The 26,030-nt window shown below is 46.3% G+C and carries 27 protein-coding genes and 1 tRNA gene; 23 read left to right on the top strand and 5 right to left on the bottom strand.

All coding sequences use genetic code 11. The features are described from left to right. Position 1 precedes the first annotated feature (1 nt). Genes ACESPQ_RS15370 through ACESPQ_RS15360 form a run of 3 tightly spaced genes read left to right on the top strand, consistent with a single transcriptional unit; the run spans position 2 to position 2,853 of the window. Positions 2 to 988: a PhoH family protein gene (locus tag ACESPQ_RS15370; RefSeq protein ID WP_002609161.1), complete on the top strand. Its 987-nt coding sequence runs from the start codon at positions 2 to 4 to the stop codon at positions 986 to 988. Further along, positions 966 to 1,646: a response regulator transcription factor gene (locus ACESPQ_RS15365; protein WP_008727752.1), complete on the top strand. Its 681-nt coding sequence runs from the start codon at positions 966 to 968 to the stop codon at positions 1,644 to 1,646. Before ACESPQ_RS15370 ends, ACESPQ_RS15365 begins: the two co-directional genes overlap by 23 nt. Further along, positions 1,633 to 2,853, top strand: coding sequence for a sensor histidine kinase (locus ACESPQ_RS15360; RefSeq protein WP_109770022.1), 1,221 nt, complete (start codon positions 1,633 to 1,635; stop codon positions 2,851 to 2,853). Before ACESPQ_RS15365 ends, ACESPQ_RS15360 begins: the two co-directional genes overlap by 14 nt. A gap of 51 nt (positions 2,854 to 2,904) precedes the next feature. On the opposite strand, the gene ACESPQ_RS15355 is transcribed toward ACESPQ_RS15360, so the two are convergent. Beyond that, positions 2,905 to 3,285, bottom strand: a complete 381-nt coding sequence (locus ACESPQ_RS15355) for a helix-turn-helix domain-containing protein (RefSeq protein ID WP_002609158.1) — start codon at positions 3,283 to 3,285, stop codon at positions 2,905 to 2,907. Between the two features lie 249 nt (positions 3,286 to 3,534). Here ACESPQ_RS15355 and ACESPQ_RS15350 point away from each other — a divergent pair. After that, positions 3,535 to 3,609 (top strand) — tRNA-Glu (locus tag ACESPQ_RS15350). Between the two features lie 396 nt (positions 3,610 to 4,005). Beyond that, entirely contained in the window at positions 4,006 to 4,494 is a 489-nt protein-coding gene (locus tag ACESPQ_RS15345; protein WP_002609101.1) for a hypothetical protein, read from the top strand. Between the two features lie 54 nt (positions 4,495 to 4,548). Here the strand turns inward: ACESPQ_RS15345 and ACESPQ_RS15340 are convergent, their stop codons facing one another. Continuing rightward, positions 4,549 to 4,839 carry a hypothetical protein gene (locus ACESPQ_RS15340; RefSeq protein WP_002609100.1) on the bottom strand — a complete coding sequence of 97 codons (291 nt, stop codon included), beginning with the start codon at positions 4,837 to 4,839 and terminating at the stop codon, positions 4,549 to 4,551. Positions 4,840 to 5,226: 387 nt separating this feature from the next. Further along, a complete protein-coding gene (locus ACESPQ_RS15335; RefSeq protein WP_109770366.1) occupies positions 5,227 to 5,814 on the bottom strand; it encodes a hypothetical protein in 588 nt (195 codons plus the stop codon). 171 nt (positions 5,815 to 5,985) lie between these two features. Between ACESPQ_RS15335 and ACESPQ_RS15330 the strand changes: the two genes are divergently transcribed. The 5 genes from ACESPQ_RS15330 to phoU all read left to right on the top strand — a co-directional run bounded on the left by ACESPQ_RS15330 (position 5,986) and on the right by phoU (position 10,628). Further along, the gene (locus tag ACESPQ_RS15330; protein WP_002609098.1) at positions 5,986 to 6,936 is read left to right on the top strand and encodes a substrate-binding domain-containing protein; all 951 of its coding nucleotides are present in this window, start codon (positions 5,986 to 5,988) and stop codon (positions 6,934 to 6,936) included. A 78-nt stretch (positions 6,937 to 7,014) separates the two neighbouring features. Then, entirely contained in the window at positions 7,015 to 7,956 is a 942-nt protein-coding gene (gene pstC, locus ACESPQ_RS15325; protein WP_002609097.1) for a phosphate ABC transporter permease subunit PstC, read from the top strand. Then, positions 7,953 to 9,200 carry a phosphate ABC transporter permease PstA gene (gene pstA / locus ACESPQ_RS15320; RefSeq protein WP_002609096.1) on the top strand — a complete coding sequence of 416 codons (1,248 nt, stop codon included), beginning with the start codon at positions 7,953 to 7,955 and terminating at the stop codon, positions 9,198 to 9,200. The genes pstC and pstA overlap by 4 nt, the downstream gene beginning before the upstream one ends. Before the next feature lie 15 nt (positions 9,201 to 9,215). Further along, a complete protein-coding gene (gene pstB / locus ACESPQ_RS15315; RefSeq protein ID WP_109770024.1) occupies positions 9,216 to 9,977 on the top strand; it encodes a phosphate ABC transporter ATP-binding protein PstB in 762 nt (253 codons plus the stop codon). 12 nt (positions 9,978 to 9,989) lie between these two features. Next, positions 9,990 to 10,628: a phosphate signaling complex protein PhoU gene (gene phoU / locus ACESPQ_RS15310; RefSeq protein ID WP_002609094.1), complete on the top strand. Its 639-nt coding sequence runs from the start codon at positions 9,990 to 9,992 to the stop codon at positions 10,626 to 10,628. 242 nt (positions 10,629 to 10,870) lie between these two features. On the opposite strand, the gene ACESPQ_RS15305 is transcribed toward phoU, so the two are convergent. Beyond that, positions 10,871 to 12,559 (bottom strand): Na/Pi cotransporter family protein, encoded by a 1,689-nt coding sequence (locus tag ACESPQ_RS15305; RefSeq protein WP_002609093.1) that lies wholly within the window; start codon positions 12,557 to 12,559, stop codon positions 10,871 to 10,873. A gap of 290 nt (positions 12,560 to 12,849) precedes the next feature. Between ACESPQ_RS15305 and ybeY the strand changes: the two genes are divergently transcribed. The 10 genes from ybeY (at position 12,850) to ACESPQ_RS15255 (ending at position 21,756) form a co-directional block, all read left to right on the top strand. Further along, positions 12,850 to 13,317 carry an rRNA maturation RNase YbeY gene (gene ybeY, locus ACESPQ_RS15300; protein WP_044904740.1) on the top strand — a complete coding sequence of 156 codons (468 nt, stop codon included), beginning with the start codon at positions 12,850 to 12,852 and terminating at the stop codon, positions 13,315 to 13,317. After that, positions 13,286 to 13,648, top strand: a complete 363-nt coding sequence (locus ACESPQ_RS15295) for a diacylglycerol kinase (RefSeq protein ID WP_038274515.1) — start codon at positions 13,286 to 13,288, stop codon at positions 13,646 to 13,648. The genes ybeY and ACESPQ_RS15295 overlap by 32 nt, the downstream gene beginning before the upstream one ends. Continuing rightward, on the top strand, positions 13,645 to 14,055 hold the full coding sequence (cdd, locus tag ACESPQ_RS15290; RefSeq protein ID WP_002609090.1) for a cytidine deaminase: 411 nt from the start codon (positions 13,645 to 13,647) through the stop codon (positions 14,053 to 14,055). Before ACESPQ_RS15295 ends, cdd begins: the two co-directional genes overlap by 4 nt. Next, complete coding sequence (gene era, locus ACESPQ_RS15285; RefSeq protein WP_002609089.1) at positions 14,052 to 14,951, top strand: GTPase Era; 900 nt, start codon at positions 14,052 to 14,054, stop codon at positions 14,949 to 14,951. Before cdd ends, era begins: the two co-directional genes overlap by 4 nt. Further along, entirely contained in the window at positions 14,951 to 15,691 is a 741-nt protein-coding gene (recO, locus tag ACESPQ_RS15280) for a DNA repair protein RecO (RefSeq protein WP_002609088.1), read from the top strand. The genes era and recO overlap by 1 nt, the downstream gene beginning before the upstream one ends. 379 nt (positions 15,692 to 16,070) lie before the next feature. Then, on the top strand, positions 16,071 to 17,453 hold the full coding sequence (locus ACESPQ_RS15275) for a glycine--tRNA ligase (RefSeq protein WP_002609087.1): 1,383 nt from the start codon (positions 16,071 to 16,073) through the stop codon (positions 17,451 to 17,453). A gap of 20 nt (positions 17,454 to 17,473) precedes the next feature. Further along, on the top strand, positions 17,474 to 19,240 hold the full coding sequence (gene dnaG / locus ACESPQ_RS15270) for a DNA primase (RefSeq protein ID WP_373144540.1): 1,767 nt from the start codon (positions 17,474 to 17,476) through the stop codon (positions 19,238 to 19,240). Between the two features lie 4 nt (positions 19,241 to 19,244). After that, positions 19,245 to 20,441, top strand: coding sequence for an RNA polymerase sigma factor RpoD (gene rpoD / locus ACESPQ_RS15265; RefSeq protein WP_002609085.1), 1,197 nt, complete (start codon positions 19,245 to 19,247; stop codon positions 20,439 to 20,441). Then, on the top strand, positions 20,441 to 21,103 hold the full coding sequence (locus tag ACESPQ_RS15260; protein WP_002609084.1) for a tRNA (adenine(22)-N(1))-methyltransferase: 663 nt from the start codon (positions 20,441 to 20,443) through the stop codon (positions 21,101 to 21,103). Before rpoD ends, ACESPQ_RS15260 begins: the two co-directional genes overlap by 1 nt. A 140-nt stretch (positions 21,104 to 21,243) precedes the next feature. Then, the gene (locus ACESPQ_RS15255) at positions 21,244 to 21,756 is read left to right on the top strand and encodes an NUDIX hydrolase (protein WP_109770029.1); all 513 of its coding nucleotides are present in this window, start codon (positions 21,244 to 21,246) and stop codon (positions 21,754 to 21,756) included. Positions 21,757 to 21,954: 198 nt separating this feature from the next. Here ACESPQ_RS15255 and ispH read toward each other — a convergent pair whose 3' ends face one another. Further along, a complete protein-coding gene (gene ispH / locus ACESPQ_RS15250; protein ID WP_044904747.1) occupies positions 21,955 to 22,866 on the bottom strand; it encodes a 4-hydroxy-3-methylbut-2-enyl diphosphate reductase in 912 nt (303 codons plus the stop codon). Positions 22,867 to 23,066: 200 nt separating this feature from the next. Here ispH and ACESPQ_RS15245 point away from each other — a divergent pair, with 200 nt between their 5' ends. Genes ACESPQ_RS15245 through ACESPQ_RS15235 form a run of 3 tightly spaced genes read left to right on the top strand, consistent with a single transcriptional unit; the run spans position 23,067 to position 25,841 of the window. Further along, positions 23,067 to 24,431 carry a DEAD/DEAH box helicase gene (locus tag ACESPQ_RS15245; RefSeq protein WP_002609081.1) on the top strand — a complete coding sequence of 455 codons (1,365 nt, stop codon included), beginning with the start codon at positions 23,067 to 23,069 and terminating at the stop codon, positions 24,429 to 24,431. Then, positions 24,428 to 25,309, top strand: coding sequence for a deoxyribonuclease IV (locus tag ACESPQ_RS15240; RefSeq protein ID WP_002609080.1), 882 nt, complete (start codon positions 24,428 to 24,430; stop codon positions 25,307 to 25,309). Before ACESPQ_RS15245 ends, ACESPQ_RS15240 begins: the two co-directional genes overlap by 4 nt. Before the next feature lies 1 nt (position 25,310). Next, positions 25,311 to 25,841: a GNAT family N-acetyltransferase gene (locus ACESPQ_RS15235; RefSeq protein ID WP_373144539.1), complete on the top strand. Its 531-nt coding sequence runs from the start codon at positions 25,311 to 25,313 to the stop codon at positions 25,839 to 25,841. Positions 25,842 to 26,030: the final 189 nt, after the last annotated feature.

The following is a 26,030-nucleotide window of genomic DNA, read 5'->3' as shown; positions in this document are numbered from 1 at the left end:
TATGAGTGAACAATTTCGTATTGCATTAGAAGAATACCCGATGGAATGGATCGTAAAATTATGCGGAGCACAGGATAAGCATCTGGAGCTGCTGCGAAACGCCTTTTCCTGTGATATCATCATGCGGGACAATGAGCTGCGCATTCTCAGTGAGGATGCAGTTACCTTTCACAGCATTGAATCTGTGGTAAAGGCCCTGTTTGATATGATGGAGGCACATATTGATGTGAGTGGACGCGATATTGAATATGCCTGCCGTCTGGCCAAGCTGAATCGGCTGCAGGAGCTTTCCACGACATATCAGAAGGCGATCGGTAAAACGGTCAACGGGAAGCTGATTTATCCCAAAACGATCGGACAGCGGCATCTGTTTAAATGCATGTGCAACAGTGAAATCGTCTTTGCGACCGGAGTGGCCGGTACCGGAAAAACCTACCTCGCTGTTGTGTATGCGGCCGATCTGCTGAAAAAGGGAGAAATCCGCAAGATTATTTTGACCAGACCCGCCGTGGAGGCCGGAGAGAACCTGGGCTTTCTGCCGGGCGATCTAAAGGAAAAGGTGGATCCGTATCTGCGCCCACTCTATGATGCCCTGTATGATACGCTGGGACAGGAGCAGGTGGAGAAGCTGCTGGAAAAGGAAGTCATTGAAATCGCGCCGCTTGCTTATATGCGCGGACGGACGCTGGACAATGCCTTCATTATACTGGATGAGGCGCAGAATACAACTCGTGCACAGATGAAGATGTTTCTGACGAGGATGGGATTTCATTCACGCATCGTCATTACCGGGGATGTAACACAGATTGATTTGATTAAAAAACGTGATTCCGGCCTGCTGAATGCCAAGCATCTGCTGTCCGGGATAGAGGGCATCTCCTTTGTGGAGCTAACCAGCCTCGATGTAGTTCGTAATCCGTTGGTTCAGAAAATCATTGAACGATATGAGCAGGAGGAAGAACGATATGGCAAGGATTTTATTGATTGAAGACGAAGATAACATCCGCAAGATCATTGCATATGATTTGAAAAAAGCGGATTTTGATATCGTGGAATGCGGTGATGGTAGAACGGCTGTCGATCTGGCGATGAAAGAGGATTTTGATGTGCTGATCATCGACTGGATGCTGCCTCATGTCAGCGGAATCGATATCGTGAAAAAACTGCGCAGTGAGCACATTGACGCTATCTTTATCATGCTGACGGCAAGGGATGATGAAACGGATATCCTGTATGCCTTTGAGCAGGGCGTGGATGATTATATCACGAAGCCGTTTTCTCCAAGAGAGCTGCTGGCCAGGGTGAATGCCCATCTGAAGCGGCAGAACCGCAAGCAGGAGAAGCGGCTCAGTGTGGGGGATCTGTCCATGGATATGAAGCGGCGTGAGGCATATATCGGAGAGCGGATGATGACGCTGACAAAGAAGGAATTTGACCTGCTGGAGTATTTTATCCAGAACAAGGATATCGTATTGTCCCGTGACAGCATCCTGAACGATATCTGGGGCTTTGATTATGACGGAGATACACGGATTGTGGATGTGCATGTATTCAAGCTAAGAAACAAGCTGAATGCGTCGCATGTACATATCAGGTCATCCCGCGGAGTCGGTTATCTGCTGGAGGAAGTGCATGAAACGCAATAAATACGGGTATCTGGGATTGATTCTGGCCTGCATTGCGGTTGTGCAGTACAATTATCATTTGAATGAATATGTACTGCTGCTGCTCGTGGTAGTTTCGATTGCTTTGCTCTGGGAGTTTCTGGATCAGAAAAACCTGAACGTGCATCGCCGGGAGAATATCGAGCTGCAGGAGGAAATCAAATCGACTGCCAAGGATGCGCATTTGAAGAATAAGCAGCTGCTGACGGTCGTGACCAGTATACCGTTTCCGATGCTGCTGGTCGATCAGTTCGGCAATATCGTCATGCATAACAATGTCAGTGAGCTGTGTGAGGACGGTCCTGTCGGTGAGCATATGACCTATATGAGCAACGCCTATCTGCATCCTGTGCGGGAATTTATCAAGGATGCCTTTATTCTGGAAAAGCCGATGGATAAAATCATCGATATCAACGGTGTGGAATACCAGTCTATCAGTGTACCGGTGACAGCAAAGAAGAAGTACAGCGGCTGTCTGGTTCTGTTTCAGGATATTTCAAAAACACTGGAGGGGGAGAAGATGCAGAAGCGTTTTATCGCAGATGCGTCGCATGAATTGAAGACACCGATCGCCGTTATCAAGGGCATGGTGGAAATTTTAAACCGCGAGGATTTTGATGATGAGGAAACACGCCGCGAATTTATGGATCAGATTGAACAGGAAATCAACCGTCTGGATATTCTGGTGAAGGATTTGCTGCAGCTGTCCCGCCTCAGCCTGTCCACGGTTTTGCTGGAACGAGAGAAAACCGATCTTTGCCTTGTTATTGACAAGGCGGTGAAGTCACTGGAGAAAAAGGCGGAGAAAAAGGGACTGCGCATCGTGAAGGAGTATCAGAATCATGATCTGGTATTCTGCGATCCTTTGAAAATGAGTCAGGTTGTGTTGAATCTGTTGTCGAATGCCATCAAGTACAGCGATCGAGGCACGATTACCCTAAAAACGAGGGAAGAAGGCTCCTGGTATGTTTTGCAGGTAAGGGATGAGGGCCATGGTATTACCGCAGAGGATTTGGAGAAAATATTTGACCGCTTTTATCGGGTGGATGATGATCGCTCCCGAAGCAGCGGCGGCTCAGGACTGGGACTTTCCATTGTGAAATCCATTGTCGAGGCTCACCATGGGGAAATAAAGGTAGAGAGTGAATTTGATAAGGGAACGACATTTACGGTCAGATTGAAGAACTGATTTTCCAATGCTGATCGTGAATGTCATTTCTTTACTGAAAAAATTTATATTTTATATAAATTCGCTACGGTATTCCTCATAGGCGATCGTAGGTTTATAGAGGTATTTATCAAAGCGGCAGCTTTTCAGTTTCTCACAGCCATTACAAGCTCCCGGAGTACGATCTCTGCGTTTACAGTGGAACTTAGAATAATCAGGGCAGTTGACAGTACAATTCTTTCTCTCAAACTTACAGTGAGCATAGTTCTCGCATTCTAGAGAAAGTGTAGATTTATGAGAGAGATAACGGTGAGCACGGATTTCCTTATCTATCGTAGATTTATCTTTGCCTAGATTATCAGCAATAGCTTTTTTAGAAGAACCATTAACGATGCCGATCGCGATGACATTGCGATCGTCCTGAGTCAGATGTTTGTTTTTGTTCGTTGCCATATTCATCACCCTTTGTAATGTGTATGATAATAACCAGCGGTTACCTTCATCATAGATATAAAAAAGGATATATGAAAGACTAAATGCAATTGTAAGTGTAAATTCAACTAGATTGTTGTGTAAGAGTCTTTTCTACTTAGCTACTTTGAAAGTGGAATTTAACTTTTCACTTCAGCAAATTATATGAAATGTAAATTTGCTCTTGCGTTTGAAAAAGAATAATGCTATAATAGTCAAGCAAACAAAGATGTCGCGTTCGGCAAGCGGTCAAGCCACAGCCCTCTCAAGGCTGTATCACGGGTTCGAATCCCGTACGCGATACCATATGAAAATCGTGGACACTGTGATCAGTGTCTTTTTTGTATTTGAAAGCAACATACTGTATCTGTGCAATAAGGATATTGTGAGAAGAAAACACCGCATGTTAAAAGTTTAAGGCTTACTATCCGCAATTTGTTAATTTTCTCCCGCAATTGCTGAAATATATGCTATGATTTCTTTGCGGGTGACATAAAAAAGGCGATACCTTTGTTAATTGTTGAAATGTAAACTATAAAGCTGAGCGATATGTATTGCTAAAATGATAACACTATATGACAAATTTTGTTAAATTTCTCATATATCAAGGCGTGTTCGACAAAATATCACAAAATTTGCATTCTATACATAGTAAGATACAGGTGGGAAGAAAAAATGGGGAAATCGTAAGGAGGTAGTAGTATGGAATTGACACACAGCACAAGGCGATTTCTCAAAACAGCTGCTCCGGTGATTGGTAGTGCCGGGATGCTTTTTGCCTTTTACCAGTGGATGGTAAGCCGGAAGGGGCAGGCAGTTGAAGAGATGGAGTATGTACAAATACAGGAGCGGGAGCTTCTCAAAGACCTGTGGAATCGCTACGATATGTATCGGTCGGTATATCAAATCTGTGATGATTATCTGGATAATGACATGATGATGACCTCGCAGATGATCGATACGCTTAAAGAACGTCTAACGGATTGTCAGTCGTTATTGAGATTGAACAAGCCGTTCATAAGAAAGAGTGTGTGGGATGCATATGATGGACTGTTAAAGGCGCATAACCATTTTGTTGAAGTGGTCATGTGGGAGATGTGCGAACCAGAGGGGATGAATGCCTTTCTGCGTGACAGTCGCAGCGATATCTATGAAAGTGAAGCACTGCTGATTGAGCTATTGCGGGGATAACATACATAAAAAGCATTGTTTCAAACCGGTGGGGTGAATGAAACAATGCTTCTCTTAATTGAAATCTATGGTTGCCTGTGGATCGTGTTCCTTTAAAAGCTGGATCATTTCCTTACGTTTATCCTCAAAGCATTCATTCTGCGTGCGAAAGCAGGTACAGTGATGCTCGAAGATATCCAGCAGCTGCTCTACGGTGATCGTTTTATTCTTGCAGCCGGTGTTCTGTGAATTGATATTGATATTCCAGGTGCCGATATCATTAAGATAGGCAAAGCCAAGCTCTGTTATGGATAACGGATCGGCGCCGGCAATCACTGCTTTCTTAAAAATTTCCTTTACTGTCATAGCTCTACTCCAATCTTGCTGTGCTTACAGCCAACTGTTTAATATCATAGCGCGATATACTGTAAAATGCAAATGGAGAATAGTGTATTCTGACGCTTTTTTACGAGTCACTATACTGCATGACAGAAAAGGGCTGCGCTCCTGAAGCAGGCGGTTGTATTCTCGGGCTTTGATGTTCGATGTTCGTTTTAATAGGAAGCTGTTAGATGGAGATTGAAATTTCGGATATCACCGCTTGGAAAAGAAGAGGTGAACAGCCGCTGCAGAAGTTCAAGGCTGTATTGCGGAAGATCTGAAAAGGCAGGCGGGTAAGTCGATATCATAGAAATGAAATGAAAACAGATACTGTAGGTGTAATTCCGGCAGTATCTGTTTTTACGTATTTGTTTAGCGGCTGCTATTCGTGGGCATGATATTTTTGAAGCGGGTCATAATATCCAGATTGACAAGTGCTGTGTCCTGATTGTTTTTCAGGTAGCTGCGCCCGTAGGAGAAGGTATCCTGCGGTGTAATGCCATATGCAGCCAGCCGCTTTCGTACTTCTGCCTCATAGGTCCTTGCCTCCTGCAGGGCAGCTCCTGTGCAAATTTTCTTAGAATCAAAGGCATGGATGGCATCATCCATCATAACATCACAATCTCCGTTTTTAATTTTCTTCAGCGTGTTATTTTGATAGGCAGCTGCCTGTACCCACTGAAAGCTCATGGCATCCGTTTTCTTTGTGGTGATTTCCATTGTGTAATAGCTTCCGCCTTCTTTGTTTTTGTCGGTTTCCATAAGATAATCGAATATCAGATCCTGATTCTCCAGGCTTAGATAGAAGCATTTGTCATCCAGTGCAACAATACTGTATGTTACATCCCTGTCCTGCAACGCCTTACTCATGGCCTCGTTTTCCGGAGGTATCCCCTTGCAGCCGCTGCAAAGAAAAACGGCTGCCGAAGCTGTGAAAAAGCCTCGTAACAATTTATTCATAATCGCCATCCCTTTTTATCTCTTGTCATAAGTATAGCACATTATACTACCGGTTTGAATGGCACCGGATATAAAACATTTTTACATTTTAACGATTGCTTAACAATCTCTTCATTATCCGTTAACATAGGTGTCGTATGATAGAACCGTATTCAAGGAGGAATATGAAAAATGAACATGTGGAAAAAAACTATGACGGCTACCGTAGCCTGCCTGATGACATTCTCACTGGCAGCCTGCGGATCCAGCGATGAAGGAAAAACAGCAGGTGTCAGCGGTGATATCAAAGTATATACGCGAGATTCATCAAGCGGAACCAGAGAGGCATTCGAAAAGGGAGTGGACTTTGAAGGAAGTCTGACAAAGAATGCTATCGAGGTATCCAGCAATGACGATATGGCAGCCAAGGTAGGAGCCGATAAAAACGGTATCGGCTATACATCCCTGTCCACCGATTTCGAGAAAAACGGTGTCAGCGCTCTGCAGTATGAAGGGGTCACAGCGAGCAGTGAAAGCGTACTGGATGGAAGCTACAAGCTGCAGCGCCCGTTTATGTATGTAACAAGGGCAGCAGGTGATTATGGAAGTGATGACAAGGAACAGCTGGTGCAGGCATTCCTGGACTTCATGCAGAACTCTACAGAAGGTATGGCGATCGTTAAGAAAAACGGCGGGGAAGTTGATGAAAGCAAGGCAAAGCCTTGGGATGAGCTTTCCAAAAAATATGAAGCTGTATTAGGGAAGGATAATTCCGCAATCACCATTACGACCTGCGGCTCAACATCCGTAGAAAAAACGGTGAAGGCTTCTCTGGAGGCGTTCTCTCCAATGGCAGGAAACTTCAAATTCACTATGAATCAGTCCGGAAGCGGAGATGCAGTACCAAGAGTGCTTGGAAAAGAAAAAGACGGTCCGAACAAAGGGGATATCGGCTTTGCTTCCCGTGCTTTTAAGGAGGATGGCTCCGAGGATATTTCCAAAGCTATGGAAAGCGGACAGTACTGCATCGATGCGGTAGTCGCAGTTGTAAATAAGGAAAATACAGATGTTACATCCTTGACACAGGCACAGCTGAAGAGCATCTTCACAGGTGAAACGCTGAAATGGGAAGACATCAAATAAAGAAAAGAAGCTAAAAACGTGACTTGCAAGACAGCCTGGATTTCCAGGCTGTCTTATGATGATAAGGATTGGTGAAGAATGAAAAGTTATGTACGAGATAGCATCAGTACAGAGAAAAATCGAAAAAAGCTGAAAAAGGATCAAAGGATGAAGGCAATCTTTCTTCTGGCGGCATTGCTGTCGTCCAGTGCGATTGCCATCATCATTATCTTCATCAGTGTCAAGGGGATTTCTCCCTTTTTGAGCGGCTATTCCTATGGGCAGCAGGATATTGTCTCCTTTCTGACCGGAATGATGTGGCGTAAGGATCAGGGAATCTATGGTGTTGGCTTTATTGTTATCAATACGCTGGTTTCGGCATTCGGCGCACTGGTGATCTCCTTTCCTCTGTCTGTACTGACGGCATTGTTTATTGCAAAAATAGCACCCAAGCATGTCGCAGAGGTCATGACGACGGTAGTGGAGCTGCTTGCCAGTATACCTTCTGTTGTATATGGTGTATTTGCATCCGGTACGATTACCGTGCTGGTCAGCTCGCTTGCATCCTCCCTTGGCTTTGTGACGGCTGGAGGAAGCTCTTTGCTGGCAGTGATTCTGTTGCTGGCGATTATGATATTTCCAACAATTACATCCCTGTCAATCACGGCAATCCGCTCTGTAGACAGAGAAGTGGAGCTTGGCAGTCTTGCACTTGGCGCCACGCGGACACAGACGAATTTCAAGGTTATTCTGACAAGTGCCAAATCCGGAATCTTTGCCGGAGCGATATTGGGCATCGGCAGAGCCTTCGGAGAAGCTACAGCTGTTGCCATGGTAGCGGGAAACAAAATGTTTGGACCGACCGTTAATGTGTTTGATACGACAAGGACACTGACAACAACCATGCTGGCCGGCTTAAAGGAAACGACCGGACTGGATTATGACATACGATTCTCGGCAGGTCTGGTGCTGATGGCAGTCATTCTGCTGTCCAATCTGCTCTTGAATCTGATGAAGAAGAAAGTGGGGAATATGAAATGATACAGACACCCTCCCATCAGAAAAGGAAGCGCCGGTTGTTTGATGGCTTGTGCAACGGGGTAACCTACCTTTCCAGCGGACTAAGTGTATTCGTGCTGATTGCAATTTTTGTCTTCATCTTTTCCAAGGGCTTTTCATCTCTGGGCATTGATCTTCTGAAGGGAAATTACTGGTCTAAGAATTATCTGACCAGTGTGGAAACAACGAAAAATCATCCCGGCAGCTTTGAACGGCCGTCATCCTTGAGTGAGGAAGCGTCCTTCTCCTCGAAATGGGGAATCGGCTTTGTGGATACCAAGGATCAAAACGGCGATGCTATCGTTCTGGTCGAATACATTGATGAGGCATCTCCCTTCCATTATATGAAGGATGAAAGCATTAAGGATAAGGATGTTTCCCTATCTACGGAGGTTGGCTTTCAGGTGGAAAACCTCGGCTATCGGACCAAAAGCGGAGCGACGATGATTGCGGGCAACATCATGTCGCAGAATGCAGCTGAGGTGGCACAGGCACTGGACAGCTCCGCACAAAGCATTACCAAGGTGTATTACAAAACACCGGGCGGCGGTATTCGCGGCTCGATTATATCCACCCTGTATCTGATATTGATTTCGCTGCTGATTTCACTTCCACTGGGAATTGCATCTGCCATTTATCTGCATGAATATGCAAAGCCGAACAGGCTGACATCATTGATTCGCAGCGCCATTGAAATGCTGACGGGCGTACCAAGCATCATCTTCGGTTTGATGGGGGTTGCTGTACTGTTTCCGATTACGCAGCTGTTTGGGGCAACGACGACCAATATCCTGCTGGGCAGCTTCACCATGTCCATCATTCTGCTTCCCACCATCATCCGTTCCACCGAGGAAGCGCTGATCGTTGTACCGCAGTCTTTGCGGGATGCATCATTATCTGTAGGCGCCAATCAGTCACAGACGATTTTCAAGGTTGTACTGCCCTGTGCGGTCCCGGGAATTTTAACCGGCGTATTGCTGAGCATCGGACGTGTAATTGGAGAAAGCGCGGCATTGATCTATACCATGGGAACCTATGTCAATGACACGCCGACCCTTATGTCGCAGGGAACCAGCCTTGCCGTGCATATTTATAACATCATGAGCAGTGAGCAGCCCAATTTTGAACTGGCCAGTGCAATCTCCATTGTGATTCTGGTGTTCGTACTGATTTTAAATATCTGTGTGAAGCTGCTGAGTAAAAAGCTCAATAAATCCTGGTATTAGAGGAGGAATTCGTATATGAAGAAGGAACCTGTGTTCCATGTGGAGCACCTGAATCTGTTTTATGGAGAAAAGCATGCCCTGAAGGATATCGGCATGGATATCGAACAGAATAAAATAACCGCACTCATTGGACCGAGCGGCTGCGGGAAGTCTACCTTTCTGCGCTGCCTGAACCGCATGAATGATCTGATTGAGGGCTGCCGTATCGATGGAACGATCGAGCTGAATGGGGTGGATGCCTATGGCTCCGAAATGAATGTTGTGGATTTGCGCACGCAGGTGGGGATGGTGTTTCAAAAGCCGAATCCGTTTCCGATGTCAATCTATGACAATATCACCTACGGACCGAAGTGTCAGGGAATCAAGGACCGCAAGACACTGGATGCCATTGTTGAGCAGTCCTTAAGGAAAGCGGCCCTGTGGGAGGAGGTCAAGGATCGGCTGAATGATTCTGCATTCGGTTTATCCGGCGGGCAGCAGCAGCGCTTGTGTATCGCGCGTGCAATCGCCATGGAGCCGGAGGTAATCCTGATGGATGAGCCGACCAGTGCCTTGGATCCGATTGCGACGAACAAGATAGAGGATCTGATGGAGGAATTGAAAAAGGATTATACGATTGTTATCGTTACGCATTCCATGCAGCAGGCATCACGTGTAAGTGACTACACAGCCTTCTTTCTGCTTGGTGAGGTTGTGGAATTCAATAAGACGAGCAGGATATTCCAGCAGCCATGTGACAAGCGTACCGAGGATTATATTACAGGAAGATTTGGATAGAAGGAGGAACCTATGATCAAAATTGATAAAGAGCTGGATACCATGGAGGAAAACGTGCTGAAAATGGGACAGAAGGTTGTCCGTATGCATGAAAAGGTTGTACAGGCCTTAAATTCCCCTAATAAGGAAATCGAGCTGGAAATCGTACAGTCGGATGATATTATCAATCATCTGGAGGAGGAAATCAACGATCAGGCAGTACGCTCTTTGGCGTTGCTGTCCCCGGTTGCCAGTGATCTTCGCAAGGTGGTGGCTGACATCAAAATCGCTTCCGAGCTGGAGCGTATCGGTGATTATGCAAAAAACATTTCCATTTTTCTAATCAAGCACGATGATATGGATGCCTCTATTCTCGATTATGCACAGGCCATGGAAAAGGGCTTTATCGCCATGCTGCAGGAAACGATGACCTGTTATGAGAGCCGGGATATCGATACAGCCTTTGAAATCCCGGAAAAGGATAAGGAAATCAATGTTCTGTATAAGGAGCTGAAAGAGAAAATCCGTCATGATGATTCCAGCTATCTGGTGGAGCACATCTTTGAAATATCCTCCATGCTGCGTAACATTGAGCGGGCAGGGGATCATACAAAGAATATCTGCGAGCATATCATTTATATGATAAAGGGACAGCATTACGACTTTGGATAGATGCTTCGGTTTGCGTAAAAAAGCTGTTTCAACAGCTTAGGGCAATCAGGTATTTGCGTTCTTTGGTGCGGCCCTTTGTGATTTCTGGAAAGGATAATGTGGGTGGTGAGGGATCAAACGCTTTGGTAAAAAAGTGTCCCATCACCCAATGTGCTGTGTTCACAAAAAAGCATCTTCACCATGTTTCCATGATTCGACAGCTGCACAAAAAAAGCTCTGCACACCGGCAGGGCTTTTGCATGTTAATCATCCGTTTCGTTTGGGCGAAGGTCCAGTGTCATAGCTTCCTCATTTCCTTCCTTCACGATATTCCAGATATGGTCACCAATACGCTCCAGCGTACCGAGAATATCCACAAAGATACTGGCAGCAACACCGCTTCCGCAGACCTCTCCGGCCATACGCTTGAAGTGACGCTGTCTGGCTTTTTCTTCCACCAGGTCCAGATAATTCTCTTTATCGTTGATCATCTGAATATAATGTTCTTCGCGGGTAGAGAAATAATTCAATGCAATCTCATTCATTTCCAGAACGGTTTCATACATTTCATTGACATCCCCAACAGCCTCGTCTGTGAAGGCTCCCTTGTCTTCATAGGTCAGCTCATAAAATTCATTCAGATTCATCGTTAAATCGCCAACCCGTTCGATATTCTTGATAATCTGCAGATTGTTGATGAATTCATCTGTATCGTGCTCACTCAGACTGTTGTGGGCAATCGTCATCAGGTATTCGGTAATCTTGGAATCCAGAGAATTGATAGCATCCTCGTACTGACTGGACATACCCCGGTATTTACCGCTTTTCTTATTGAAATACTCCTGACTCGCACGGATACAATCGGAAGCAAGCTCTCCCATTTTTACCGTTACCTGCTTGGATACGCCAAGGGCTCCGGCAGGAAGTGATGCGGCTAGCTTTGGATCCAGACCCTCCAGATCGACTTCGATGCGCTCCTCCTCACCCGGTATGATCTTCTTGATGACACTGACCATCAGATTGATACAAGGATAAGCGAGGATGGATATGACAATGGTTCGCAAAATGTGGGCAATGGCAATCTGCATCATCGGTGAGATGCTGTATTTGTCTGATAAAAAGGCGATGAAATCCACATACGGTGTCAACAGGAACATGAAAATCACAGAACCGATGGTGTTGAACAGAACATTGACAGCAGCGGCTCGTTTGGCCGAGGTGCTGCCGCCGATGGACGCAAACACGGCGGTTACTGTTGTCCCGATATTGGAGCCAAAGACAAACGGCAGGGCAGCTGTCAGCGTCATGGCTCCGGAATCGTAGATTTTCTGTATGATTCCTACAACCGCAGAGCTGGACTGCACGACGGCGGTCATCAGGGTACCGCTGATAAAGCCGAGAATCGGCTGATTCTGCATAGTCGTTGCCAGTGTCGTAAAGAAATCCATCTGTCCCAGCTTGCTCAGCTCGTCTCCCATCAGCCGCAGACCGAAGAACAGCAGACCGAAGCCCAGAACGATCTGTCCCATATAGGTCTGTTTCTTCCGCTTGGCAAACAGGGTGATCAAAACCCCCAGGAATACGAAATACAAGGCCAGTGCCTCTACCTTTAATCCGATTAGAAATGCGGTTACGGTCGTACCGATATTCGCTCCGATGATGATGCCGATGGATTGCTCCAGACTCATCAATCCGGCACGTACAAAGCCGATGGCAATGGCACTGGTGGCACTGCTTGACTGAATAAATACGGTAATGATACTACCCACAAGGATTCCCTTCCAGGGCTTGTTGGTGTAACGGTCGATATACTCTCTTAATTTTTCTCCCGCGATGCTTTTCAGACCATCTCCCATGAACTGTATTCCGAACAAAAAGAGCGCCAGACCTCCAATGATGAAGTCCCAGCTGATATCTGCCGGTGTCATGGCGGAAGCTGCAATATGTAACATAAGATTCCTCCCAAAAAAAACTCTAAAATTACATGGTAGCAAGGTAATTTTAACAGAATTTTTACATTCTGTATATAAATTGAAAGGCGTTTTTACAATTTCACGTCAGAAAAGCCCTTTTGATCGGATATGGCGTACAGCTCGTGCTGTGACAATCTTTTTCTGCTATTCATTTGCACGCCGCTCGTGTTATAATAGGGTATATGCCTGTATAGGATACAAAACCTAGAAAGCGACGACGCTATGTAAGGTTGCATATGGGGATATACGGTTAAGAATCGAGGTGGCTTATGGAAATCAGTGTATTTAATCAGAGCGGAGAACGGCGCTGGTCGCGCTATGCCTCCGATTTCAGAACGATCAGTGAAAAGACACAGCAGGTTTTAAAGCTGGAAGGGCTCAGGAGTGCCTCCGTAATCTTCGTGACACCCCAGATGATTCATGAAATGAACAGGGATTATCGCGGTATCGACCGGCCGACTGATGTCATCAGCTTTGCCATGAAGGACAGCGAGGATGCATATGAGGTCATGGAGGGGGAGGAAGAGCTCGGTGATATATTCATCAACATAGAAGCGATTACAGCGCAGGCGGCGGATTACGGTCACAGCTTGCGAAGAGAGGTCTGCTTTCTGTTTACGCATGGGCTTTTGCACCTGCTGGGATACGACCACATGACACCGGAGGATGAGGCTGTGATGTTTCAGCTGCAGGATGTGATACTGGATGATATCGTTCCTAAAAAAATACGGAAATAAATTCCGGTATGCATTTGCCGGTCTTATGCATGGGCTGCTGCATGACCGTAGCATTGTGCTGCAGACAGTTCTGGGAATGGTTGTGCTTGCGGTCTGTGCTTGTCTGGGGCTGGAGGCGATGGAATGGTGCGTCATTCTGATCGTCATTGGTGCTGTGATTGCACTGGAATATATCAATTCCGCTCTGGAAACGATTGTGGACATGGTGTCGCCGCAATACAGTGAGGGAGCGAAAAAAGCAAAGGATTACGCAGCTGCAGCTGTGCTGGTGATGTCGCTGGCGGCGGCAGCTGTTGGAATCGTAATCATAGGAGGAAAGCTGTTTTTATGAATGTGAATGAACAATATCAGGAGCTGCTGGATGCGGCGTTTGCTGCCATGCAGCATGCATATGCACCATACTCCCGCTATCATGTGGGAGCTTGTGTGAAAACTAAGGATGGAACGCTGATTCCGGGGGCTAATATAGAGAATGCTTCCTTCGGTCTGACGAATTGTGCCGAGCGAAGTGCGATATTTGCCGCTTATTCTATGGGCTATCGCAGGGAGGATATCGTAGCGATTGCCATTGTGAGTGACGGAACGAAGCTTGCGGCGCCCTGTGGTGCCTGTCGGCAGGTACTGGTGGAGCTGCTGCAGCAGGATACTCCCATCGTGTTAAGCAACAAACAGGAACAGAAAATAACAAGCATCGCCGAGCTTTTACCGATGTCCTTTACGAGTGAGGATGTTTTATGAGCTATAAGTCAGGATTTATTTCCATTATCGGCCGTCCGAATGCAGGCAAAAGCACCCTGCTAAATGCCATCCTGCAGGAAAAGGTAGCCATTACAACGCCAAAGCCGCAGACAACACGGAATAATATATCAGGGATATTGACGCGGGAGGATGCGCAGTTTGTCTTTGTGGACACACCGGGAATTCATAAGCCGAAGCATGAGCTGGGGCGTACTCTGAACCGCAATGCATATACGGCGATTGCTGAGGCGGATGTGAATTACTGGATGGTGGATGCCACACAGCCCTTTGGCAGTGGAGACGAATTCATTCTGGAAAAGATGAAAAGCGCACAGATTCCGGTATTTCTGATTCTTAATAAAATCGATCTGCTGGATAAGGAGGCGGTGCTTACGACCCTGAGTAAGTGGCAGAGCCGCATGCAGTTTGCGGAAATCTTTCCGGTATCTGCGCTGAAACGCGAAAATGTGGAGCATCTTTTGGAGGTGACAAAGTCGTATCTGCAGGAGGGCGTGAAGTATTTTCCGGATGATATGATCAGTGACCATGGAGAAAATTTCCAGATTGCGGAAATCATCCGGGAAAAGGTATTGTATAAAACAAATGAAGAGGTCCCGCATTCTGTTGCGGTCATCGTGGAAAAAAAGGAAGAAAGCGATACCCGCATGGAGCTGTCGGCTCTCATCGTCGTGGAGCGCTCCTCGCAAAAGAGTATACTGATTGGAAAGCAGGGAGCGATGATTCGCGGCATCCGTCTTGCAGCCCAGAAGGAGCTGAAGGAAAAATTCGGTAAAAAGGTGGAGCTGGAGCTGTATGTGCGTGTCGAGAAGAACTGGCGCAATCGCAGCAGCAAGCTGCATCAGCTGGGTTATCTAGAGCTGGAAGAAGGGAAATAATGCAGGAGGAAGTGTGCGGAATCCTGGTGGATGTGAAGGAGTATCGGGAACATGATGCCCTGTTGAAGGTATTGTGTGAGGATGGCTCCCTGCTCAGTGTGAGCGCCCGTGGAGTTCGTAAGGTCACAAGTAAGAATGCTCCTGCCGTACAGCTGTTTACACTGGCACGTCTGCAGCTGAATTATCAGCAGACTGCTTCGATACAGTCTCTACGCCGGGCAGAAATTATAAACAGTTATCGCAAAATTCGGGAGGATCTTGTAAAGCAGAGCATTGCCTCCTACTTCTGTGAATGCATATACCGCAGTGGCTTTGAGGAAAATGTATACATCCTGCTAAAGCAAAGTCTGGATATTTTACAGGATGCAAAGCATCCGCTGCAGATACTTTGTCTGTTTCAGGCTGTTATGAATCGCATGCATGGAATTGAACCGTTTGTGGATGGCTGTGTCCGCTGTCAGAGCACGCAGCATATTCAGGCAGTGTCGCGAAGAGATGGCGGCTTTGTTTGCAAAAGCTGTCTGCGATATGGCGATCATGTCATACCGCGCAGGGATTTGAAAACCTTTCGTCTTCTCTGCAAGGCAGAGCTGGAGCATTATGAGCTGATTGAGAGACTGGAACCGTTTAGCAGTGAAAACTTTGAAGAGCTGTATGGCTTTTTTGAAGATTATGGCGGCATAGCGCTGAAAAGTGTGCGTTTTCTTCGAACCCTGTTCGCTATGGAGGGGCACATGTAAGCTGGATGCGAAATGCCTGCAGAATGTAAATGAAAAGCAATCCTACAAGGGAATTCTCTATAGGGCTGCTTTTTTTGATTATTGTACCGGTATTTTTACGCACGTACTGCCTGTAGATGGACAACGGGCAAAGCGGCCTGCATCAAAACGAAAAGAAGATAAACGCCGGTGCTTTTATGACGCTGCCTTTACTGTACAGGGAAGAATTTCAATTGGAAAGGGATTCTTCTTTTTATTTTTTTACTTTGTTATTCTAATTGGGGAAAACACGTTGACATTTCCTTTAAAAAAGTGTTATATTATAGTGTATTCTTGTAACTATTTTCATAGTTTCATGAGCATCACCGGCGGGTGAATTTTTTTTGAAAGGGGCATAAACATGAACAACGAGAAATTATTTGATACTGTAGTAGCCCATGCGAAAAACAGTGGTTTTGTGTTTCAGGGATCTGAAATCTACGGCGGTTTGTCCAATACGTGGGATTTCGGTCCTTTGGGAGTCGAACTGAAGGAAAATATAAAAAAAGCCTGGTGGCGTAAATTCATTCAGGAATCTCCATATAATACAGGTATACAGTCTGCGATCCTGATGAATCCGGCAGTATGGGTTGCCAGCGGTCATGTCGGCGGATTCTCCGATCCATTGATGGACTGCAAGGAGTGTAAATCCAGATTTCGTGCCGATCAGCTGATTGAGGACGCTACAAACGGTGAGGTTAGCGTTGAGGGCTGGAGCAATGAAGCAATGATGGATTATATTGAAGAGCATCAGCTGAAATGTCCAAAATGCGGAGCGCATAATTTTACGGATATCCGTCAGTTTAATCTGATGTTTAAAACCTTTCAGGGTGTCGTAGAGGATGCGAAGAGTGCTATCTATCTGCGCCCGGAAACGGCACAGGGGATGTTTGTCAATTTTAAAAACGTACAGCGCTCCATGCGTAAGAAGCTGCCATTTGGTATCGGACAGATCGGTAAGAGCTTCCGTAATGAAATTACACCGGGAAACTTTATTTTCCGTACCAGAGAATTTGAACAGATGGAGCTGGAGTTCTTCTGTCAGCCGGGAACGGATATGGAATGGTACCAGTATTATAAGGATTACTGTATGAGCTTTTTGACGAATCTGGGTATTAACAGCGATCATCTGCGCTTTCGTGATCATACAGCAGAGGAGCTGGCTTTCTATTCAAAGGGTACCTGCGATATTGAGTATAATTTCCATTCCCAGATTGGTTGGGGTGAGCTGTGGGGAATTGCGGACCGAACCGATTATGATTTGAAGCAGCATCAGGAAGCCAGCAAGAAATCGCTGGAATATCTGGATCCTGCAACGAACGAAAAATATCTGGCCTATTGCGTGGAGCCGGCAGTCGGTGTTGAACGACTGATGCTGGCATTTATGTGCGATGCCTATGATGAGGAAGAGCTGGAAAACGATACCCGTATCGTCATGCATCTGCATCCGTTCCTAGCTCCGATCAAGGCCTGTGTCATGCCGCTTTCCAAAAAGCTGAGCGACAAGGCGATGGAGGTGTTCCAGCTGATTGCACCAGTGGGAAACTGCGATTATGATGAGGCGGGAAGCATCGGAAAACGATACCGTCGTCAGGATGCCGTTGGTACACCGTTCTGTATCACTGTGGATTTTGAAACAGAGAATGACAACTGCGTAACCGTACGCCACCGTGACAGCATGGAACAGGAGCGCGTGAGCCTGAAGGATCTAAGCGCGTATATCGAAGAGCGAATTAAGCTGTAAAACAGCGGGGAGTGATGTTCTTGGCACGCTTGAGTGAACAGGAAATCAGCCAGATTCGTGCAAAAGCTGATATCGTAGATGTGATTGGACGCTATGTGCCGCTGACAAGAAAGGGAAAGAGCTATAAATGCGTCTGCCCGTTTCATGACGATCATGATCCGTCAATGTCCATAGCTGCCGATAAACAGATTTACAAATGCTTTGTGTGCGGAGCAGGCGGCAATGTATTCACGTTTGTACAGAATTATGAAAAAATATCCTTTATCGAGGCGGTTTACAAGGTTGCCGAGTATGCCGGTGTGACTTTGGAGCATACTCTTGATGTCACCCCTCGGATAAAGGATCCGCACCTGCAGGCACTGCATAAGGCATGCCGGGAGGCTATGGAATTCACCCATTATCAGCTGGATACGCTGGATGCGAAAAACGTCAAGGAATATCTGATGAGACGCAATATTACGGAAGAAATTATCAAGCGCTTTGAAATCGGCTACAATCCGATGGATGACGCCCTGTATCGCTTCCTGCATGCCAAAAAGCATGCGGATGATGATCTTGTGTCCGCAGGTCTTGTACGTGTTACCTCCCTCGGAATGAAGGATGTGTTTTCGCATCGTATCATGATTCCCATTCATGATGAATTCGGAGAACCGGTCGGCTTTACAGCCCGGCGGGTTGCGGAAAATGAAGAAGCAAAGTATATCAACACTACGGAAACGGATATCTACAAAAAAGGAAATCTGATTTTCAACTATCATAGAGCCAAGCAGGAGGCCAGAAAAGCAAAAAAAGCCTATCTGGTGGAAGGCGCCATGGATGTGCTTGCACTGGAAAAGGTGGAGCTGCACAATGCAGTGGCTACGCTGGGAACGGCAATGACCAAGGAACAGCTGCGCCTTTTGCAGCTCCTGCATGTACCGATCGTCATCTGCTATGACGGAGATAAGGCCGGTCGCAACGCCACCTACAAATTCGGTAAAATGGCCAAAGAGGCACAGCTGCCCTTTGAAATTGTAGACAATAAGTACGGTCTGGATCCGGATGAAGTCATTGATGTATACGGGAAGGATGAGCTTCGCGCACTGCTTGATAAGACGATATCCTGGATTGATTTCCTCTTTGAATACCTGCTTGGGCGGTATAATTTGGACAACTACTCTCAGAAAAAGGAATTCGCGCAGGAAATGGCTTTGGAAATTCAGGCACTGCAGGATGATTTTGAGAAACAGAGCTATTTCATTCGTTTGCGGGAGCTGACTGAATTTGATATGCAGGTGGAGCAGCCCAAAGAGGAACGCAGGGCGATTCATCAGCCGCAGCCCCCGCGGCAGAGCTTTTTGACCTTTCCGAAAAGTGGAAGAAGTCATGCCGAGCATGAAATCCTCTCTCAGATGCTGAATGGAATTGCTGCAAGCAATCTGTTCAAGGAGGAGCTTGGATTTTTAAAGGATGATACCGGCAACAAGCTTGCGATGTACATCATTGATTATTATCGAACACACACCACCCTCGCTGTCGCTGAGCTGCTGGATGTGATTCGGGAGGAGGACGTGAAGGCACTTCTTCTGGAAATCGCAAACTGGGAGCTTGCCCGAGAGGATGTGGATATGGCTGTACTGCAGGAAGCAATCGCCAAGGAAAAATCCTGCTTTCTGGATGATAAGATACAGCTGTTGAATAAAAAAATACGATCTGTGAATGATCCCATGGAAAAGGCTAAGCTCGCCGTGGAGAAAAATCAGCTGATCAAAGAGCGTGAGGAATGGCGCAGCGCGGGAAGGAAGTAAGGATATGAAGAACACCAAGAAAAAAGCTGTTTTGCAGGAATACAAGACACTGGAAGATATCAAGCAGGAATTCCTGGACGAATACAAACAGAATGATGTCCTCTATCAGAAGGATGTTATGGATGCCGTGGAGCATCTGGCAATGACAGATACAGATTTTGATGATCTGTTTCAGTGGTTTTCCGACAATGATATTGAAGTAAAAAATGAAGACGATGATGTCGATCTGATGGATGATGACGCTTTGGTCGCAACCGAGGATGACGATGATATTGATTTTCTGGATGACGATACCGATGAAGAGGATACGCTTGCTGCCGATATCGAAAATCTGGAGCAGTCCTTTGCCAACTCTTCCCACACAAAAATCAATGATCCGGTAAAAATGTATTTAAAGGAAATCGGACGCGTTGAGCTTCTGGATCCGAAAGAGGAGCCGGAAATTGCGCGGCGCATTCAGGCAGGTGATGAAGAGGCAAAGAAAAAGCTGATTTCTGCCAACCTGCGTCTGGTTGTATCCATTGCGAAGAAATATGTTGGCCGCGGTATGCTGTTTCTGGATCTGATTCAGGAGGGAAACATGGGTCTGGTTAAGGCGGTTGAGAAATTCGATTATACCAAGGGCTTTAAGTTTTCAACCTACGCGACATGGTGGATTCGTCAGGCAATCACACGTGCCATCGCCGATCAGGCAAGAACGATTCGTATTCCGGTACATATGGTGGAAACAATCAACAAGCTGACACGTATTCAGCGTCAGCTGGTGCAGGATCTTGGAAGGGATCCCTCTGCAGAGGAAATCGCAGCAAAAATGGAAAACATCTCTCCGGAAAAGGTGCGTGAAATTCAGAAAATCGCACTGGAACCGGTATCTCTGGAAACACCGATCGGTGAGGAGGACGATTCTCATCTGGGTGATTTCATCGAGGACAAGGAAGCTCTGTCACCGGATGAATATGCCAACAATCAGCTGCTGAAGGATGAAATCAATACGGTGCTGCAGGGTCTGACCGAGCGTGAGGAAAAGGTATTGCGCCTGCGTTTCGGTTTATATGATGGCAGAACCCGTACACTGGAGGAGGTTGGAAAGGAATTCAACGTTACTCGTGAACGAATCCGTCAGATTGAGGCAAAGGCACTGCGTAAGCTGAAGCATCCTACACGCTCCAAGCGTCTAAAGGATTTCGTCGATAAGCCATAATGAAGCTGAGTACACGATTACATACGATTTTTGATATGGTACAGCCCTGTGGCGTTGCTGCGGATATTGGCTGTGATCACGGCTTGCTGCCTATCGCCCTTATACAGTCGGGAAAATGTGCACACGTGTATGCGTGTGATGTACGAAAGGGTCCGCTATCACGGGCACAGGAAGCCATCAGACAATACGGTCTGCAGAATTCCATCACCACAAAGCTGTGTGACGGTCTGCAGGGTCTGGAGGATGATGTGGAGGTTGTCGTTATTGCCGGTATGGGATATGACACCATTTGCAGGATTCTTATGAAAGGTGATAAGCAGCTGAAACATTATAAGCAGATAATTCTGCAATGCAATACACATGTCGAGGATATGCGCCGCTGGCTGCATCAAAACGGTTTTACAATCGATGCGGAGCAGCTCGTAAAGGATCATCACTATTATCAGATGCTCTCCGTACATAAGGAGCCATCTGATATGCGGGAAGACCAGTATCTATTCGGTGTGTATCTTGATCGGCATCCACTATTTAAAGAGTATTGGACGTATATTCTGGAAAAGCAGAAAATAATCATACAGCACACACAGCCGCATCATGACGGATATGCAGCTGCTGTTGAGAAAATCAAAACAATTGAAAAGAAGCTGAAGGAGCTGGACTAAATACCGGTTCCTTTTTTGGTACGTCTATAAGAGCTATAGGAATCGCAGGCTATACGCAGCAGGCATGAAAGCTGTTAGGAATAGGGATTGTTCGAATGCGGGAATTTCTGATATAATATTCACTGGAAAGAAGTGAGTACATGGAACTTTGGGATCTGTATGACGCACAGCGGCAGCCGATGAATAAGCTGCAGATGCGGGGCAAGCCAATACCGGAAGGCTATTATCATATCGTTGTCTTCATTTGGACATTCACCTATGACGGCAGACTGCTGTTAACAAAGCGGGATGCCTGCAAGCCCGGCGGTTTGCTTTGGGAGGTTACAGGCGGCTCTGTATTACATGGAGAAACCTCGCAGGAGGGGGCAAAACGGGAGCTGTATGAGGAGACCGGTATCTCCTGCAGAGTGGAGCAGCTGCAAAAATTGCATACCAAGGTAAAGGGGCAGGGGATTTACGATCATTATCTGCTGCAGTATCCGGTAGAGCTGGATAAGCTGCAGCTGCAGGAAAAGGAGACCATCGATGCCATGCTGGTTGATCAATCCACATTCGAGGACATGATGCGGGTTCATATTCTGACACACCCGCTGCAGCTTTGGTACCATGAGCTGAAGGATACGCTTGCTGTTTACTTCCAAAAAAGCAGATAGCGGCAGGTCTGAAGGGGAAATCCTTACCTGTGTAATGTGAATGGTTAGGCTACTGCATATGCGTGCGACAATGGGAAGGCAGCTTTATAATCAAACAACAGGCACTGCTTTCCTGTATGTAAAACAAGAAGGAAAAAGGCAGACGTCCGCCATCGTCTACCTTTTTTCGTGCTAATTACTTTCCTATCCTGCTATGTATTATGACAATATTTCAGACAGTCTTATCTGCGGCTTACATTTCCCCGGCGCATAATCCTCCAGATATGCGATAACCTGTGCTGTCAGATACGTTGGCGTACTAGCTCCCGAGGTTACCGCCACACGTCCTGCATTGCATAGCTGCTCATCCTGAATATCATTGACATCATCAATCAGATATACCTGATGAATGCCCTGATCACGGGCGATCTGCGCGAGCCGGTTGGAGTTGTTGGAATACCTGTCACCAACCACATACAATACATCGATTTGCTTGTCCTTCAAATCGGCAACTGCCTGCTGGCGTATACGGGTTGCGTTGCAGATTTCCTCACAGAAGACAGCCTTCGGATACCGTTCACGTATTGCCTCAAACAGTGCTTCAATATCAAAAATAGACATGGTTGTCTGGTTGGTGACAAACACCTGTGCCAAAGGAGGCAGGGTATCCAGATCCTGTTGCGTACTGATCAGATGCACCTTCTCACTGAGCGATAAAACGGCCTCTGCCTCCGGATGACGCGGCTTTCCGATATACAGGACATCACAGCCGTTTTTCAGCTGCTCCATAACGATATCCTGTGTTTTGACCACATCCGGACAGCTTGCATCAACACATTGAAGTCCCTTCCGAAGTGCCTTTTCCTTTACTGCAGGGGAAATACCGTGTGCGGTAAAGATGACGATTCCTTCTTCAATTTCATCTAGCAGCTCCAGTCGGGTTTTATTTTTATCATCAACGGGATAAATATGCAATTCCTTCAGTGCCTGCATAACATAGGAGTTATGCACCAGCATACCCAGAACATAAATCGGGGTATCCGGATGCTCCTGTGCTGTTTTCTTTGCGATAAGAATGGCATTGATAACACCCTTGCAATATCCACGCGGTACGACCTTTATAACTTCCATGTACTTCACCTCAGATATCATTATACAGGAAAAGCCCGGCACATGCATAGAATTTTGCCGCAGATTATGCCATAATAAACGTATACGATATGCAAGGTAATAGAAAAAGAGCGCACGTATTACAGAAAAAAGAAATTGTTTTACAACTTTCAGATTTCCTGTATAATAAAGAAGCTGCTTATTTGTATAAGGAGGTATTTATGAGCAAATATACGGATTACAACTTTCGTGAGGCCACGAAAACATTTATAAACCTGGAAGGCTTCAAAGAGCCTACACCGATTCAGCAGGCGGTGATCCCGCTGGCATGCAAGGGAAGAAACATCATTGGTATTTCCGATACGGGTACCGGAAAAACACATTCCTTTCTGATTCCGATTATGGAGAGGGTGGACAGCAGTCTGTCTGTGATTCAGGCAGTTATAACGGCACCGACCAGAGAGCTTGCCTTACAGATTTATAATCGCTGTGAAAAAATGAGTGAAGCAGACCCGAAGCTTCGCATCCGTCTGATTACCGGCGGTATGGAAAAATCCAGAATGAACGAACAGCTGAAGGTACAGCCGCATATCGTCGTGGGAACACCGGGACGTATCAAGGACCTGTTTTTACAGGAACAGACCCTGCGTGTGGATACCGCTGATATCATGGTTGTCGATGAAGCGGATATGACACTGGAGTTTGGCTTTCTGGAGGATGTGGATGCCATTGCCGGAAAAATGAAAAAGAATTTACAGATGATGAGCTTTTCAGCAACGATTCCGGTTGCATTGCAGCAGTTTTTAAAGAAATATATGGATAATCCAAGTACGGTGCATATTCAGGAGCAGAGTGATTTTCATCCGAAAATCGAGCATGTGCTGATACCGTGTCAGGAAAAGAGCTATGAAGAAAAGCTGATGGAGCTGTTAGCGACCTTTACACCATATGTATGTCTGATTTTCGCTAACACGAGAACGCAGGCCGCAAGTGTTGCCGGGATGATGCGGGATGCCGGATACGGTATTATCGAGCTGCACGGGGATTTGACACCGCGAGAGCGAACAAAGGCGATGAAGGATTTGGTAAATATACAGAAGTCCTATGTGGTAGCGACGGATATCGCTGCGCGCGGTATTGATATTGAAGGGATTTCTCATGTGATTTCATTGGGATTTCCAAAGGAGCTGGATTACTATATTCATCGAAGCGGACGTACCGGACGTGCCGGTCGGGACGGTATCTGCTATGCCCTGTATAAAAAGCAGGATGATGCCATGATCCGCTCCCTGGAGGTTAAGGGAGTCGGCTTCAAGCATCGCAATCTGAAAAACGGCACCTGGAGTGAGCTGGAGCCGCTGCATCGCAAAAAGGTCAAAAAGGATGATCCGCTGGAAAAGGAAATTTCCAAAATCGTTTCCAAAAAGAAGAAAAAGGTGAAGCCGGGCTATAAGGTGAAACGGAAGCAGGAAGTGGAAAAGCTGAAGCGTAAGGCACGCCGCCAAATGATTCAGGAGGATATTCAGCGGCAGAAAAAGGAACGTGCAAAGCAAAGGGTCATGGAGAAACGGGGTGGACAGGAATGAAGCTGGGCTGTCATGTTTCCATGTCTGCGCCGGATTATGTGCTGGGATCGGTAAAAGAAGCGATCAACTATGGCGCCAATGCGTTTATGCTGTATACCGGTGCACCGCAGAATACACGACGCAAAGCTATGCACGAACTGAAAATAGAGGAAGCACACAGCCTGATGAAGGAGCATGGGATTGACGAAGGCAGTATGATTGTGCATGCTCCCTATATCATCAATCTGGCAAACTGTGTACGGGAAGAGACCTTTGCGCTGGGCGTGGAGTTTTTACAAAAGGAAATAGCTCGCGTACAGGCGCTGCATGCAACGGTTCTGGTGCTGCATCCCGGAAGTCATGTGAAGGCCGGAGAAGAAGAAGGTCTCAAGAAAATCGTTGAGGGTCTGGATCTGGCAATGCAGGATGTACAGGATGTTCAGATTTCCATTGAAACAATGGCCGGCAAGGGCAGTGAAATCGGTTATAGCTTTGCGCATATCCGTTATCTGATGGATCATGCAAAATACGGTGATCGTCTGCGTGTCTGTCTGGATACCTGTCATATTCATGATGCCGGCTATGATCTGTCCGACTTTGACAAGGTGCTGGATGAATTTGACGCTGTTATCGGTCTGGAACGTCTGGCCTGTATGCATATCAATGATTCCAAAAATGTACAGGGAGCACGTAAGGACCGGCATGCGAATATCGGCTTTGGCGAAATTGGTTTTGAAAAGCTGAATGCCATTGTACATAATGAACGTGTAAAGGATGTTGTAAAGATCTTGGAAACACCGTATGTTGAGAATCATCCGCCATACCGTCAGGAAATCGCCATGCTGAGAAGCGGTGTGTTTGATGAACAGATTATGGAGAAAATCAAGGGAGACATCTGATATGGAAATATGTGAACTGGATATTGCCGCATATCGTGGCAAAGCCATAAAGGTTCAATACACGACATCATATGTTTGTGAAGCAGTCGTCAGTCAGGACGCAGCTTGCTTTGGCGTAATGTTTCAGCGCACGGCTTTACCAAAACCGCTGTCCTGCGGCTTTGATGATGTTTGGGGCAGTGAATGGCTAAAGCAGCCGGAGCTGTATGGCGTATGTGTGGATGGACAGATTGCCGGTCTTTTAGAAATCTGCATGGAGAATTGGACGCAGAGATTGCGGATCACCAATCTGTTTATAGAGCCAGCCTATCGGGGAAGAGGCTGCGCTACCCGTTTGCTGGAGCATGCCAGACAGCTGGCAATGCAGCGTGATATCCGCTGCGTTCTGCTGGAAACGCAATCCTGTAATGATCCTGCCATACAATGCTACCTGCGCAGCGGCTTCGTGTTTCTGGGCTGTGATTTGAGTGTTGCAAGCAATCAGGATATACAAAGAAAAAATGTCCGCATTGAAATGGGCTGTTATCTGTAATTGATTGGCCGTTCAAGAATGCAAAGGAATAGGACAAACCCCAATAGCAAAGGTACATCTTTTCAATACACTTTCAGGCTACATTCCTTTCAAATACACATATCATAAAAGGAAGTTTCTATTTGCGAAGGGAAATGAAATTGTTGTATTATATGTTTTAGGATGCATAAAAAAGAATTCAGTGTTACC

Origin of the sequence: Clostridium sp. HGF2, assembly GCF_964240115.1 — a bacterium.
Lineage (GTDB): Bacteria > Bacillota_I > Bacilli_A > Erysipelotrichales > Erysipelotrichaceae > Clostridium_AQ > Clostridium_AQ innocuum.
The sequence above is the reverse complement of the archived record's forward strand: the minus strand, read 5'-3'. Positions and strand labels throughout refer to the sequence as shown.

Excerpts from the sequence above, each read along its gene's own strand:
- ACESPQ_RS15305 (WP_002609093.1), bottom strand. The coding sequence starts at position 12,559 with ATGTTACATATTGCAGCTTCCGCCATGACACCGGCAGATATCAGCTGG.
- cdd (WP_002609090.1), top strand. The coding sequence starts at position 13,645 with ATGAATGTGAATGAACAATATCAGGAGCTGCTGGATGCGGCGTTTGCT.
- ACESPQ_RS15340 (WP_002609100.1), bottom strand. The coding sequence starts at position 4,839 with ATGACAGTAAAGGAAATTTTTAAGAAAGCAGTGATTGCCGGCGCCGAT.
- ACESPQ_RS15255 (WP_109770029.1), top strand. The coding sequence starts at position 21,244 with ATGGAACTTTGGGATCTGTATGACGCACAGCGGCAGCCGATGAATAAG.
- ispH (WP_044904747.1), bottom strand. The coding sequence starts at position 22,866 with ATGGAAGTTATAAAGGTCGTACCGCGTGGATATTGCAAGGGTGTTATC.
- ACESPQ_RS15330 (WP_002609098.1), top strand. The coding sequence starts at position 5,986 with ATGAACATGTGGAAAAAAACTATGACGGCTACCGTAGCCTGCCTGATG.
- pstA (WP_002609096.1), top strand. The coding sequence starts at position 7,953 with ATGATACAGACACCCTCCCATCAGAAAAGGAAGCGCCGGTTGTTTGAT.
- ACESPQ_RS15335 (WP_109770366.1), bottom strand. The coding sequence starts at position 5,814 with ATGAATAAATTGTTACGAGGCTTTTTCACAGCTTCGGCAGCCGTTTTT.
- pstB (WP_109770024.1), top strand. The coding sequence starts at position 9,216 with ATGAAGAAGGAACCTGTGTTCCATGTGGAGCACCTGAATCTGTTTTAT.
- ACESPQ_RS15240 (WP_002609080.1), top strand. The coding sequence starts at position 24,428 with ATGAAGCTGGGCTGTCATGTTTCCATGTCTGCGCCGGATTATGTGCTG.
- ybeY (WP_044904740.1), top strand. The coding sequence starts at position 12,850 with ATGGAAATCAGTGTATTTAATCAGAGCGGAGAACGGCGCTGGTCGCGC.
- ACESPQ_RS15245 (WP_002609081.1), top strand. The coding sequence starts at position 23,067 with ATGAGCAAATATACGGATTACAACTTTCGTGAGGCCACGAAAACATTT.
- ACESPQ_RS15365 (WP_008727752.1), top strand. The coding sequence starts at position 966 with ATGGCAAGGATTTTATTGATTGAAGACGAAGATAACATCCGCAAGATC.
- ACESPQ_RS15360 (WP_109770022.1), top strand. The coding sequence starts at position 1,633 with ATGAAACGCAATAAATACGGGTATCTGGGATTGATTCTGGCCTGCATT.
- ACESPQ_RS15355 (WP_002609158.1), bottom strand. The coding sequence starts at position 3,285 with ATGGCAACGAACAAAAACAAACATCTGACTCAGGACGATCGCAATGTC.
- phoU (WP_002609094.1), top strand. The coding sequence starts at position 9,990 with ATGATCAAAATTGATAAAGAGCTGGATACCATGGAGGAAAACGTGCTG.
- ACESPQ_RS15275 (WP_002609087.1), top strand. The coding sequence starts at position 16,071 with ATGAACAACGAGAAATTATTTGATACTGTAGTAGCCCATGCGAAAAAC.
- ACESPQ_RS15345 (WP_002609101.1), top strand. The coding sequence starts at position 4,006 with ATGGAATTGACACACAGCACAAGGCGATTTCTCAAAACAGCTGCTCCG.
- ACESPQ_RS15235 (WP_373144539.1), top strand. The coding sequence starts at position 25,311 with ATGGAAATATGTGAACTGGATATTGCCGCATATCGTGGCAAAGCCATA.
- era (WP_002609089.1), top strand. The coding sequence starts at position 14,052 with ATGAGCTATAAGTCAGGATTTATTTCCATTATCGGCCGTCCGAATGCA.
- rpoD (WP_002609085.1), top strand. The coding sequence starts at position 19,245 with ATGAAGAACACCAAGAAAAAAGCTGTTTTGCAGGAATACAAGACACTG.
- recO (WP_002609088.1), top strand. The coding sequence starts at position 14,951 with ATGCAGGAGGAAGTGTGCGGAATCCTGGTGGATGTGAAGGAGTATCGG.
- ACESPQ_RS15295 (WP_038274515.1), top strand. The coding sequence starts at position 13,286 with ATGATATCGTTCCTAAAAAAATACGGAAATAAATTCCGGTATGCATTT.
- ACESPQ_RS15260 (WP_002609084.1), top strand. The coding sequence starts at position 20,441 with ATGAAGCTGAGTACACGATTACATACGATTTTTGATATGGTACAGCCC.
- pstC (WP_002609097.1), top strand. The coding sequence starts at position 7,015 with ATGAAAAGTTATGTACGAGATAGCATCAGTACAGAGAAAAATCGAAAA.
- ACESPQ_RS15370 (WP_002609161.1), top strand. The coding sequence starts at position 2 with ATGAGTGAACAATTTCGTATTGCATTAGAAGAATACCCGATGGAATGG.